Origin of the sequence: Paenibacillus litoralis (assembly GCF_046244365.1) — a bacterium.
In the GTDB taxonomy this organism is placed as follows: domain Bacteria; phylum Bacillota; class Bacilli; order Paenibacillales; family NBRC-103111; genus Paenibacillus_V.
Genome location: NZ_CP176395.1, coordinates 4,256,946 through 4,269,825, shown reverse-complemented (window position 1 = coordinate 4,269,825; position 12,880 = coordinate 4,256,946). Strand labels below are relative to the sequence as shown.

Below are 12,880 nucleotides of genomic sequence, written 5' to 3'. Positions count from 1 at the left end.
ATTTAATCCACTCTTTTTAGTACCAGTAATAGTCGAAGTGAGTGAATTTTATTCAATTAGATGCTTATTTAAAAGTTTTCTAAAAATGTATTTATAAAATCGACGTTCCCGCCGCAGCCTCAAAGATCGTGTGTTTAATTTTTCTAATTTGAAATTGTTCAACGCTTTCCACTATTCCGATAATATATTTCATTGTTTTTGGCAGCTTGTTTAGTTTCTTACTTAATAAATGAGCGGCGCCAATTTTGTAACCAATAGCGTGAATAGTAATTCTTTTTGGTTTTTCTGGATGACTTAGCAATTCTTCTGCTGCAATCTTGACTTTTTTTAGTATTTCTTCATCTCGGGCACTCCAATCTAATTTTATTGAATAATATTTTTTTCTGCTTCGAAGCATTGGCGAATTGGCATACAACCACTCGCTATCATTTTTTAACAACCACCTATATACTCTTGGCAATGCGCAACAAAGCGCGGTTTTTGATATTTCAGGTGAAAGTTTTTTCTGTTCAATCCAGGCGCTCCGCTGCGAGTTTTTGAAATCTTCTGAATATCGTTCCTTATGCGTTTCCTTCCTGTAACAAATATGAGCTTCCTTATCGATATCTCCCCCCTTTATTTGGAGATATTTTTTGACAGTAGAATAATCGGCGTTAAGCTTTTTCGCAATTTTGCCAATACTCATATTTTCTTGTTTTTTTAGTCTGTGAACCTCTTTGATCCAAACATGCCCAAAGCTTCTAACATCTCGATATTGATATTGGCTGTTTGAGCAATTTTCTTCTGCCAACCTAGTGTAGACAAATCCACATTCGCAATAAAATGTACCAAGCGGCAGACCATTATTGAAACGATTTGTTTTACAATCGCACCTTTTCACCACATGTTTTAAATAATGGTTGGCAGCGGGATTCAGACATGGCCACGGGGCTTCGCCAAACGGAAGGAATTGGCTTTTGCTCTGGAAAAATTGTTGTGGAGTGTATCCGAGAAATTGCATCACCAAAATATGTTGCACTGGTCCGTTAGTTTTTTTCTTGTTATGGACGAAGGATTTTAACCATAAATTATCATTATCATATTGCACTTCACAGTTTATCCTAAGTAGGAATTGTTCGCCGAAGTAAAGAATAAATTCGTTAATAAGGCGGCGTAATCGCACATTTCCAGACGTAGTGGCAAACCCCGCTTCTTTGAAACGATTCAAATATAAATTTTTCAAAGCATTTGGCCCTTTCAATGGAACTTGATTATTTAACAACCAAAAAACAGCGCGCGCTAATGTACGATCATGATCCAAGAAATCCATTTGTATAGCTGGCGTTATTTGATCCGTTCTAATCCAATTCAAATCATTAAAACTATATTTATGCTGTCTTTCTCTGAATTTAATCTGGCTTTCGATTAATGGAACCAAATGCCTATGACACAAAGTTACAGCATTAATTTGATGGCTTCTATGCCAGTAAACTTCGCCATACTTATTCCGATCGTCCATCAAGCATTCTGGACAATAACGAAGGTGTTTTGAAAAAATTTGAAATGGACTACCAAAACCAATTGATGCGTGAATTTTTTTCCCGTTTTCGCCACCCTCAGCAAGAAATTTTTCCAGCTTGTTCACCCGATCCTCTGGCAGAAACGGGCGAAATAATGGGAAAAGACTGTTGTTTTGAATTAAATCATAATGATTAATAGCTGTTCCATGGGGTAAACGTTCGCAAATGTTCTTTAATCCAGTTGGGAAGTCGACAATTGCGGCCAATTTAATTTTCCCGAATACATCTTCAATTGTGTTTGAGAAATGTTTATTTCGCGACCAGGTATGGTATCTGGCAATTACGCTATATAGCAGCTCATCAGGGTATGGTGCTGGAAATAATCCAAGCATTTTTATAGTCTCCCTCTTGACGCATTTGCGGTTTTAAAGTTAACCGTAAACATAATTTACACGTCCATCCCAAATCATCGATATTCCCATATAGCCACAAGCTTTATGGTGCTGTAACATTATGGTATAAAACCTTATTAAGTTATTTACAAATTATCTGATAATTATACCCGATTGGTTAAATTGCTTATTCTTGAAGGAGGTTTTCACGTGTCATTCGGAACTAATCTTCGATATTATCGAATAAGAAAAGGATTAACCTTGCAAGAATTGGGCGACGAATTAGATGTATCAGCTAATTATCTAAGCAAACTTGAAAATGAAAATGGAAAGCTGAAACCAGAGTTTCTTCCTCGACTTTGTTCCGTTTTAAAAATCCAAATGACAGATCTTTACGAAGAAGACGAATCGAAAAATTTCTTTAAGTAATTCAAATGAAAAAATAATGTATACTAACTGGTTATCCAATAGGAGATATGACCCATTGGCTTATCGATTTTCGGCTCTACTTCATTTTAATGCTTCCCTTCATTTCCATCTTTTTTGATTAGAGACGTTTGGAAGAATTCCCAAATGGATATAGATGGACAATCGAGGTGATTTCGTATGAAATGGATAGAGAAGCCACAAAATTATTCGGCACATGCGTTATCATATTACTCAAGCGCTTTTTACGTTGAGCCGCTTACGACAAAGTTGCTTTTTTCAAGAGGCATATGCAACGAGGATGCATTTAGCAAATACGCATATCCTTCGATCACAGATTTGCATAACCCGTTTTTGCTAAACGATATGAAGAAAGCGGTCATTAGAATTATCCGCGCACTAAAAAATCAAGAAAAAATTGTGATTTACGGTGATTACGATGTCGATGGAATTACTTCGGCAACTTTGCTCTATAAAGGGCTACGTTTTTTCAACGCCGAAGTAACATCTCTGCTCCCTACCCGTAAAGACGGTTATGGAATTACGATAAATGCGATTGAAAGAATGGAGGTAAGCACCCCCTCCTTAATCATCACTGTCGACAATGGATCAAATGCACACGACGCTCTTCGATATGCTGCATCAAAGGGGATTGATGTGATTGTCACTGATCATCATGAGATCAATGGCTTATATCCTATGTGTTATGCCTTTATCAATCCAAAAAGATATGACAATGAATATCCCAATTCATCTTTAGCGGGAGCTGGAGTTGCTTTTAAGTTAGTTCAAGCACTATTTGAAGCAAGCGACAGACATGAATGGATCACACACGCCTGGGATTTTATCGAGCTCGCCACTCTCGGTACGATTGCCGATTTAATGCCGCTTACTGGCGAAAATAGGGTGATCACCAAGCTCGGTTTGTCTAAAATGAATGCAAATCCGTCAGCACATTTACGGCGGCTCTTCCAGTTACTTCGGCTGTCTGCTATCGATAGCTCCACGCTTTCCTTTCTTATTGCTCCGATATTCAATTCCTGCGGCCGCATCGGCGATCCCAACGATGCATTGCGTGCCCTGATCAATAACGAACCTCAAATCGATGAGTTTCAGCGTTTTATTGAACAGAACAATGAGCGAAAAAGAATGACCCAAGAATGTTTTCAGTTGTTGGATAAGTCGATTAGTATTCAGGGATTGAACAAACATAAGGTAATTACAGTATGTGGGGATTATCCCGAGGGGCTTATTGGAATTCTCGCCGCCATGATATCCGAAAAGTACCATAAACCCTCTATCGTAATTACCGCAGCAGGAAAGGGTTCTTGCAGAAGCGTTCAAAATTCAAACTTTTCAATTGCAAACACCATTTCGAGATGCTCTCAATTGTTGAAAGCATATGGAGGTCATCAAGCTGCTGCTGGTCTGACAGTAGACATAAACGTGTTAGATCAATTTACTGCTGAAGTGCAAAAATCAGCAGAGCTGGAACCCACAATTGATCCAATAAAATATTTTGATGGAGAAATTCCGCTAAAGAAATTATCCAATGAGATTTTTGAGGATTGTTCGACACTAATGGAACCTTTTGGTATAGGAAACGAGAAGCCGATTTTTCGGGCACAAAATGTCACCGCCGATTATATCGAATATTTCGGCCGCCAGAAACAACACGCAAAATTATTATTGTCGGGTAAACACGCATTACTTTTTGGACGGGCTAATTTGTTCAAAGACAACAATAATGGAATGTATGATTTTCTATACAGCCCGAATTCGTATTGGCAAAAAAATTTTATAATTGAGGATATACGAATGCTTGAAAAATAAGGGGGAGATAGATCTGAAATTAAATCAAGTGAAGGTTAGCCAATAATCGGCAAAAATACTTTCCACCTTTCCCCGTTTCTAATGTGAACAGAGAAATTTTTAGCAAAAAAAGCCCAATTGGATTGGACTTTTTTGATTGTTTTGCCTCGTCTGCATCTGGTACAGTTATTACGTGGTAATTACATGGGGGTTTTTCCCGCTTGCCACAGGTGTAGGTATGAAAAGAAGCAGCAAATCACCTGTGTTTTTAGCTATCGTCGATCGTTTTATTACGATCGCGTACTTAGTTTATTTGTTCACCCGTTGAGCAAAATAAACAAAAACTAAAAATCCGCTAAGACATCTTTTGCACCTGAGGGGTCGGGGAAACTCGACCCCCTTTTAAATTATTTGTAGAGCCTAGGATTATTAAGAAAGGCTCGTTTTCTATGCAAAGCGTTACATCCCAAATTTGTTTAAATCCATATTTTTTAACGATTGGAATAAACATCGATTATCCAGAATACTTTGTACAAGTTCATTTAATACGGGGTGAACTATGGCGAAGTATATTTTCGTAAGAAAACCAAAAATAATTAACTATTTGTTTAAAATTGTTCTTTTTATATTATTAGAAACAAGCATGATTTTCGTATTGCTGTCAGTGAATGTTGCTTTTAATTTGAAATTAGATGTGGATAATATCTTTTCTCTTGACATTCAACCTTTTTTATTAACTATTTACTTTCTATTGTTATTTCCTGATATACGAAAGCATTTTTTTGATCAATTTTTAAAAAACTCTCATAAATATAAAGTCATAATTTTTTCGATAATAATAGGAGTAACTGAAAATTTATTAATTGATCTAAGCAGATTTATACCTTTGATGTTTGGTAATGAAATGATAGGTGTGGGTAAGCACCAATATACATCTGACTTGAATTACTTTCCCGAGTCATTAGATTTTTTGTTCCTTGGTTTATTTCCAGGTTTTACAGAAGAATTCATATTTAGATTTTTACCTTATACATTGCTTTTTATTTTTTTATCAAATCTAAGATTGAACAAAAAAATAGACGTTCAAGAATTCAAAACAAATAAAGACTCTAAAATTCAAATACAATTAAGAAGAATAATAGATAACATTTACATGGGCTTTTATATCGAAAAGAAGTTTAGCTATCTCCTTGTGTGGATAATACTCGTCTCAATTATGTTTTCCTTAGCTCACGGACCAGACTACAAGACGTTTTACCTATATTTTGTAGGTGGAGTAATAAATTCTGTATTATTCTTACGTTGGGGCTTTTTAGCGGCAATGTTATCACATGCTGCATTTAATACATTTTCCCGTTCAAATCACATACTGATTGAACAATTATTTAGTTTATATTAGTTTTTTTGTCCAGAAATACCCAAACACCTTACTCTCTTCATTAGTAAAGTGCGTAATTGTTGTATTTAATTCCCCGTAATCATTTGATCGATATCATATTTTTTTTGATACCGTCAAAATTAATAGAGCGCCCTCTTTTTCAATTTTATTTCTAAGGAGTTCCCTATTTCACGAATTATCTTCTGCGTCGCGGCGATAGGTGAAAGACCAGGTCATGACGATATTCATCCCAATTCCCTTTAATCGTAGCCTCGATCATCTCTTCTGTTCTTGGGTGGAAACCAGAAAGTCTAGATCGGAGTTCTTTATAAAGCAATCGGTCGACGAGTCGGATCGACTACTGTTCGGAGGTTGAATCTAGCTTTAAACAACAAAACCCAATCCTTTGGATTGGGTTTCGAAAAACGGATTATTTGTTTTTGTCGTTGCTGTTATCGTCTTTTTCAAAGTGGTCTTTAATATCTCTCATAGCGTCATCCAGGCCTTTGTTGCCCTTTGCTACTTCAATAAACTCGTCAAAGCCTTTAGATGCACCCTTTTGGAATTTATCCCAATTGCTCATTTTACTTGCTCCCTCCGACTTTTTTTGCGATTGCGTTGCCAGCCATAGTGCCACCAGCAGTCCCACCGATTGCCCCAACTCCAAACCCGATAGCAGCTCCAACAGGTCCGAGTGTGACAAGACCAATGCCCGTTAGAATTGCGGAACCTGCTGTACCGCCAACCAGACCACCAGCAGCTCCTCCGAACAGTCTGTTCAACATATGTATCCCCCTTCCTACTCTATCGTTTGGGTATTGATACCTACATTATAATCATTTTTTCCCAAGTCTGGAAGTGGGTCGTCCTAAATATTTACTAATAGTAACAATATTTACGAAATCATTCATAAATATAAATCATTGATATTACTTCAAACGCAGCCATTTCGAGAAGCCTCCCGCGTGCAAGCCGTCCGCGTTCGATCACGATTCAAGACATACAGTAGAAGGTCGGGGAGTTTTACGAGCCTTTAATAATTACATTATTCACGTGCATTCCTTTCATCTGCGTCTCCGTCTTCCATATCCTCTTCCTCAGGTAGCATTGCAAATTGTGATTTATCAATTTCCTGAGGAATGATTCTCTTTTGCAATTCTTTGCTTACTGCGGTAGCTCTAGCATCAAAAAACTTTTGATAATCATTTTCCCAAATCCCGAAATCGTCGAGGTTGTTGATCAAATGTGTTTTCATCGTTTCGTAGAGGTTAGGGTTATCTTTTTTAAACTTCGCCATATATATAGACGGTGCAAGAGCTCGTATTTCACGCTTATTTAAGAAATCATCTACGATGGTTATGTTTAAAATGTGATTAACATGGTACTCCCCATCGTCAATACCCACTTTTTTTAAATATGCTTTGGGAAAGAAATGATGATAGTTCTTGCTGTTGGCTTGTTTTAAGTAGTAGTTACTAATATTTACAATGGAAGTGTCGTTAAATGACTTCGGCTGTTGGTACGCATACAAACAAAGAATCGCTTTGATAAAACTGCGACCCGCGCTGAACCATCCGTTATCGATCAGAAACTTCTCCGAAGTGTTCACGGGCCAATCGTATCTCGGCAATTCCCCTTTCAATATTAGGTCAATTCGCTTTACATCCTGCGCGATCTTAGCTTCGACTGATGATGAGTACCTACCAGCCAAGGAACATCTCCAAAAGAAATCCTGGAGGTGTTTTTGCATATCTCCAGTTGGCTTGTCAGGATGCTTATAGAAGAAGTATGCGAACGGAACAATTAACGCGTTATATGGCAGCAACTGCGAAACAGGAATGCGGTAATAGTTTCGAAAATATTCAACCGTACAATGAACTGCTTTAACAACTGAGTCCCAAACTGAAATAAAACGATCCTTTTCAAGCTTCAGAATAACCTTCTTTTGGCATTCCTTTTCTAAGAGTACCGAGACGGTTTGCAACACTGTTGCATCGGATAATGTTTCATAATCGAGCGGCTTAAGTTCTTCAATCAGTTCTTCATATTTCTCAGAGAGATCGAAGTCCTTCTCAGCGTCAAATGTTTTAGCGATCATGATTTCAAACACGGAAAGCGGTTTACCACCTACGTTGATCCTTGTAAAGATCTCTGTTGCAATGTCTATCGGCGCTTCTTTTATCTGAACTATTGAATAATTGTACGATTCGATTCTCTTTTTGTATTCTTCAATCGTCTTGAGATATTGCGACGGATAATTTGCAAGCAATGTGAGTCCGCCATATAACAGGTCAGTCAGCCGTATAATAGCTTCTGGGTTTTTATTAATTTTTTCTAAAACGACAATTTGATCATCTTCGTCAGCAGCCAAATCCAAATAGATCTCGGCGTAATCGTCAACCTTTCCACTTTCCCGTTCAATCTTTACCCCCTTCAAGCTGGCAAAAAGGCTGGTTAACCTTTGTTGTCCGTCCAACACAAAATCAATATACTCACCTTCGGTGGGGTTAGGCAAAGAGAGGTTCCCAAAATTCCTGACTGCTCTTAAACGCTCTTTGGTTCTCCAAAATATAAACGTTCCGATCGGATAGCCTTTAACAATGCTGTCCATAAGCTGTGCAGATTTTTGAATATCCCAAACAAAATCACGTTGAAATTGAGGAATCTTGATTTGCCCCTTCTCAATATCACTGATCAAACTGGAAAAAGTTCTTGATTGCGGCTCAGGTAGCTTCATAAATCCTCCTTTTAAAGTACAACAATCATTTGGATGAAGACCCCTATCACTTTTATCGATCCGCTTCATCTTGTCAGACTTCCAGGATAGAAACGAATGGTAGCAACGGTAGTCGCTCATCTGTCCGCTTGGATAGCATTGGGAATCCCCGCTTCTTAAGCAAAGCGAAAGCTGGGGAGAATGTCAAGAACTAAGTCATTAACTTTAGGATATTATCCACCCAACTCAACTTTGTAGTAAGCGGGTGTTGAAAATGATAATTTTTCTTTGCTGTCACGCCATAACTCATATGCCCTTTGATTACAGTTAAGCAGACTTTTGCAAATTGGTTCAGACAATTTTGAGTCCCCCAAGCAATAATTATTGGTTTCCCCTTCATTTTCTTTAATAAGCTATCCACCTCATTTTTTCTTACTCCTGAAAAAATGCTATGTTCCATCAAAAGACTGTGCTTATTATATTGCTTTAATTCTTCAGACAACTTTTGACTTTCGGGTTGACGAATGTCAGAGAGGTTGATCACTCTAAGGTGTTTCCACTTTTTGATTTGCATTACCCTCATGAGACGCTTCTGCGTATCATCGGGAATTGTATGAACAATCTCTTTTTCCTCAGTAATAAAATTATCTAAATCTATTTCTTTTTCAATATAATTTGAATCCGCAGGCCTAGATGTTCCTGGGTTCATCATAATGCTCAGTGCATCAGGAACTGAATCAATTAAATGATCAAATTTCATTTTATCAGCATTGATAATATCAAGCTGACTACGGCAACGGGCTACAACCATATTATCTTTTGTTATTTTGTAAAAATGACCGTAGCATTTGAATTCATTAAACTTCGACATGTAATCCCCCCATTAGAATAAAGAATCGTTTTTTTCACCATTTTCATTATATGCTGCAAAAAAAGCAACCTGAGTATTTATATGAAAGTTTTCTAAAGCTTAAATCATCTGTAACCCCGCATCATCGTTTTTTCAAATGATTTCACCTGATAAAAAATTATGTATCCAATAAATCCTCCTCCCCTACTGCTCCATTTTGCTAACACCCCCTTTATTTCTATTCCCTACATTTAAGTTTCTGGACTGAATAAACAAAATCGTGTACCATAATATTTAGTAATAATGGATTATTCTAATAATAAAACGAGGTGACTCATGGGGAAACCTAGTTTTCGACAATATGCAATTGGGATTGGATCAATTCTGCTTGTTATTATCGGCATCAGTAGTTATTTTGTTTATCAAGAACATATTAATAAAGTAGGAAGAAATGAATTGACCTTAGCCAAAGCTGCATTTGAAAACAGTGACTTTGATAGCGCTTTACTGAAAATTAATAACATACCGTCTAAATCAAAAAGTAAATCGGCAGGTGAAGAGTTAAGAAAAAAAATAGATGAAAATAAAAAGAGCACAGAAGTGTTGAAGCTTGTTGAAAATGCCCTTGCTGATGGCAATTATACAGAAGCAAAAACGCATCTCAGTAATGTCTCAGCGACCACAAAAGCTTTCGAGAAAGTTGCCGCTTTGCAAAAGGAAATTGACGATAATGAAACTGGGGAAAAAGAAGCAAAATTGGCGAATGAGGCATTTGAACAAGGTAGATTTGAGGATATGAATAGTCACATCAAGGCAATTCCAGCTACTTCTAAAGCAAAAAAACTAGCTGTGGAATTACTAAAAAAAGATCCACAAGAATTTAAGTTTGAAAATTTTGTTTCTCCTACTTTTAAAGCCCAAGAAAAGAAATATGTCATGTTAACGAAACAAATTCCCGCAATTATTGTTACGGGTAAAGATATAAATAACTCTAGAAATACAGTAAATTCATATATATTCTATTATGATCAAAAGAGCGATAATTATATTTTAGGATTTTCAATGTCAGATGACTTTTTCTTAACTGAAAAATACGATGTTTTATACGGCAATATCTATAAAGATGATAATAAAAATGGAATTATTCTTAATTATTATTCAGAGGGTAGCGCATGGGAGATAACAAGTTACGTTATAGGCTTCGATGAAATTAGTGGAAAATTTTTAACACACTTAAATAAATCAACATATAAAGGTATTGTTGAATTAACAGATGGCTCTTTTATTATTCAAGATCTTTCCACACACAGAATGATTAAATATGTATGGAATGGAAAAGAGTTTGAAGGGCAAAAGGTTACTATTCAAAATCCATTTGGTCTTAATGATATTATTGTTTCGTATTCAATTTCTAGTAATGATATCGTTCAAATCAAAAAAACAATTACAGTTCGAGTGGGTCAAACAATAACATTTGTTAGAGAAGATGATACAAATTATTATGACAATTTTTTCATGGAAAGGAATGACTTCTTTGATTGGGATAAACAAGGCCGCATCATAGGAATGAAGAAGGGGGTTGATGTGCTAAAAATCGTCCCCAATGGTAATAATGAAAAAGCCGTATTAGTTATGATAACTGTAACTGATTGACAAAACGCTTATTACTTTGCTCTCCCATAAAAGACTCTCCAGCTTAAGGAGAGTCTTTTTGGAATTGTTCTACTACCGTTACGTTATGTGCAAAATAACTTGTACATAGCAAATGGAAATTCATTCATCTTCACTTACTCTCGTTTACAAATTGCTTACTTAAGCGATTAGGCTTTTTATATAATTGAAAATATTTAGTTGTAGACTATCGAACAAGTATTCCCTATAATTTACTAATAGCTCGTATAAATTAGGAGGGCATCATGAGAGCTTTAGAATTATTCGCTGGAGCTGGTGGTTTAGCGCTAGGGACAGAACAAGCAGGGTTTGAACATATTGCAGTAATTGAATGGAATTCTCATGCCTGTTCAACTTTAAGGAGAAATCGCAGCAAGTGGAATGTCCTTGAGACTGATGTCAGAAAATTATCATACTCAGATTTTGGAGAAAACCTTGAACTTATTGCTGGGGGGCCACCATGTCAACCTTTTTCCCTTGGGGGTAAACATAAAGCATGGGATGATACGAGGGACATGTTTCCTGAAGCAATTCGCGCTGTTAGAGAAATTCGCCCTAAGGCTTTTATGTTTGAAAATGTACGCGGACTTGCGAGACAAACATTTTCGACCTACTTAGAATATGTGGTACTTCAACTTACGTACCCTTCTTTGATGCGCAAAAATTCAGAAGACTGGCAGGACCATTTGAAACGGTTGGAACAACATCATACAGGGACTGGTGGAAATAATCCTGAATACAAGATTATCCCTCCCCGAATATTAAATGCCGCTGATTATGGCATCCCTCAACGAAGAGAACGTTTATTTTTTGTGGGCTTCAGAAGCGATATTGATGCTAATTGGAGCTTTCCGACTTCTACCCACACTCAAGAAGGTCTTTTACATGCAAAATGGGTGACGGGTGACTATTGGACTTCAAGAGGAATTGCTCCAACACAAGCCATGCCTGACAAAAAAATTATTGATAGACTAGAAAAACTTTCAAATGATCAAAGAAAAAAAGCTTGGCAAACACTTCGAGATGCAATTGCGGGTCTTCCTGATCCACGTATCGAACTTGCAAATGATATTGCTAATCATACTTTTCAACCTGGCGCAAGACCCTACCCAGGACATACAGGGAGTTTTTTGGATGAACCGAGTAAGACATTAAAAGCTGGTGATCATGGCGTGCCTGGTGGTGAAAATATGATTGCCTATCCTGATTTAACATATCGCTATTTAACAATTCGGGAATCCGCACGCGTTCAAACATTCCCTGATGATATTATTTTTGAAGGTGCTTGGACTGAGGCAATGCGCCAAATTGGTAATGCTGTTCCTGTTCAATTGGCCCATTGTGTAGCTAAAGAAATTTATAAAGTCCTTAATGTCGGATAAACTGTCAAGAAAGAAGTGAGATCGATGACACATGGATTTGATGAGTTTGAATTAGACATTGAAAAAGCATTTAGAGATTACTTGCCACCTTTTATTCTTAACGTAGGGGATGCCCCGTTAACGGTAGAAAATATTTTAGCAATTCCACCTAATAAAAATGGTGTTTACTTATTACTTGAAAATCAAGTTATACGGTATGTTGGCAAAACTGATTCAACAGCAGGATTTCATTCGAGGCTCAGACGCCATCAAATCCATATGAATCATCGAAAAAACCTCGACCCAAGCACTATAACTTTTAAAGCAGTCGCTATCCCCGTCTTTAAAAACGCTGATATTGAAACAATGTTAATCGATCATTATAACGCTCAATGGAACTTTTCTGGTTTTGGCAGTAATGATCCAGGTAAAAATCGTGATGATCAGGACCCTGCTGATTTTGATTTACAATATCCAATCGATGTTGATCTTCCCCTCTCTTTTTTAGCAGCAGGAATCTATGAGTGTAAGGAATTATTAAAAATATTAGCTCGCGAGTTACCCTACACTCTGCGATATGAAAAAACAAGAGATCAACAAGATCTTGACTTTTCCATAAACATTCCGATCCAATCAAATCTTAAATATATTTTACAAACCATCATAAATGAAATGCCTGCCGATAAATGGCAGGCAACAGTATTATACGGAAGGGTTATTCTTTATCCTGAGCATAAATTATACAGACATACTCAATTTGTAATTAGATAGGAAC

10 protein-coding genes are annotated in these 12,880 nt (G+C 36.9%); 6 read left to right on the top strand and 4 right to left on the bottom strand.

Features of this window, described 5'->3' with window-relative positions; genetic code table 11:
- Positions 1-91: 91 nt before the first annotated feature.
- On the bottom strand, positions 92-1,891 hold the full coding sequence (locus ACKGJP_RS17725) for a TnsD family transposase (protein WP_409346942.1): 1,800 nt from the start codon (positions 1,889-1,891) through the stop codon (positions 92-94).
- A 210-nt stretch (positions 1,892-2,101) separates the two neighbouring features.
- Between ACKGJP_RS17725 and ACKGJP_RS17720 the strand changes: the two genes are divergently transcribed.
- The 3 genes from ACKGJP_RS17720 (at position 2,102) to ACKGJP_RS17710 (ending at position 5,528) form a co-directional block, all read left to right on the top strand.
- Complete coding sequence (locus ACKGJP_RS17720) at positions 2,102-2,320, top strand: helix-turn-helix domain-containing protein (protein WP_409346941.1); 219 nt, start codon at positions 2,102-2,104, stop codon at positions 2,318-2,320.
- Positions 2,321-2,497: 177 nt separating this feature from the next.
- A complete protein-coding gene (recJ, locus tag ACKGJP_RS17715; protein ID WP_409346940.1) occupies positions 2,498-4,150 on the top strand; it encodes a single-stranded-DNA-specific exonuclease RecJ in 1,653 nt (550 codons plus the stop codon).
- A 538-nt stretch (positions 4,151-4,688) separates the two neighbouring features.
- Positions 4,689-5,528 (top strand): CPBP family intramembrane glutamic endopeptidase, encoded by an 840-nt coding sequence (locus ACKGJP_RS17710; protein ID WP_409346939.1) that lies wholly within the window; start codon positions 4,689-4,691, stop codon positions 5,526-5,528.
- A 409-nt stretch (positions 5,529-5,937) separates the two neighbouring features.
- On the opposite strand, the gene ACKGJP_RS17705 is transcribed toward ACKGJP_RS17710, so the two are convergent.
- The 3 genes from ACKGJP_RS17705 to ACKGJP_RS17695 all read right to left on the bottom strand — a co-directional run bounded on the left by ACKGJP_RS17705 (position 5,938) and on the right by ACKGJP_RS17695 (position 9,094).
- Entirely contained in the window at positions 5,938-6,156 is a 219-nt protein-coding gene (locus tag ACKGJP_RS17705) for a hypothetical protein (protein WP_409346938.1), read from the bottom strand.
- A 396-nt stretch (positions 6,157-6,552) separates the two neighbouring features.
- Positions 6,553-8,313 carry a DUF262 domain-containing protein gene (locus ACKGJP_RS17700; protein ID WP_409346937.1) on the bottom strand — a complete coding sequence of 587 codons (1,761 nt, stop codon included), beginning with the start codon at positions 8,311-8,313 and terminating at the stop codon, positions 6,553-6,555.
- 121 nt (positions 8,314-8,434) lie between these two features.
- Positions 8,435-9,094, bottom strand: a complete 660-nt coding sequence (locus ACKGJP_RS17695) for a DUF1643 domain-containing protein (protein ID WP_409346936.1) — start codon at positions 9,092-9,094, stop codon at positions 8,435-8,437.
- A 315-nt stretch (positions 9,095-9,409) separates the two neighbouring features.
- On the opposite strand from ACKGJP_RS17695, the gene ACKGJP_RS17690 reads away from it, so the two are divergent.
- The 3 genes from ACKGJP_RS17690 (at position 9,410) to ACKGJP_RS17680 (ending at position 12,876) form a co-directional block, all read left to right on the top strand.
- Positions 9,410-10,726, top strand: coding sequence for a hypothetical protein (locus tag ACKGJP_RS17690; protein WP_409346935.1), 1,317 nt, complete (start codon positions 9,410-9,412; stop codon positions 10,724-10,726).
- A 263-nt stretch (positions 10,727-10,989) separates the two neighbouring features.
- Positions 10,990-12,126, top strand: a complete 1,137-nt coding sequence (locus ACKGJP_RS17685; RefSeq protein ID WP_409346934.1) for a DNA cytosine methyltransferase — start codon at positions 10,990-10,992, stop codon at positions 12,124-12,126.
- A 24-nt stretch (positions 12,127-12,150) separates the two neighbouring features.
- Positions 12,151-12,876 carry an Eco29kI family restriction endonuclease gene (locus ACKGJP_RS17680; protein ID WP_409346933.1) on the top strand — a complete coding sequence of 242 codons (726 nt, stop codon included), beginning with the start codon at positions 12,151-12,153 and terminating at the stop codon, positions 12,874-12,876.
- Positions 12,877-12,880 lie beyond the last annotated feature (4 nt).

Bases quoted from the DNA above. Each gene is read 5' to 3' on its own strand.
- ACKGJP_RS17725 (WP_409346942.1), bottom strand. From the start codon at position 1,891: ATGCTTGGATTATTTCCAGCACCATACCCTGATGAGCTGCTATATAGC.
- recJ (WP_409346940.1), top strand. From the start codon at position 2,498: ATGAAATGGATAGAGAAGCCACAAAATTATTCGGCACATGCGTTATCA.
- ACKGJP_RS17710 (WP_409346939.1), top strand. From the start codon at position 4,689: ATGGCGAAGTATATTTTCGTAAGAAAACCAAAAATAATTAACTATTTG.
- ACKGJP_RS17700 (WP_409346937.1), bottom strand. From the start codon at position 8,313: ATGAAGCGGATCGATAAAAGTGATAGGGGTCTTCATCCAAATGATTGT.
- ACKGJP_RS17695 (WP_409346936.1), bottom strand. From the start codon at position 9,094: ATGTCGAAGTTTAATGAATTCAAATGCTACGGTCATTTTTACAAAATA.
- ACKGJP_RS17690 (WP_409346935.1), top strand. From the start codon at position 9,410: ATGGGGAAACCTAGTTTTCGACAATATGCAATTGGGATTGGATCAATT.
- ACKGJP_RS17685 (WP_409346934.1), top strand. From the start codon at position 10,990: ATGAGAGCTTTAGAATTATTCGCTGGAGCTGGTGGTTTAGCGCTAGGG.
- ACKGJP_RS17680 (WP_409346933.1), top strand. From the start codon at position 12,151: ATGACACATGGATTTGATGAGTTTGAATTAGACATTGAAAAAGCATTT.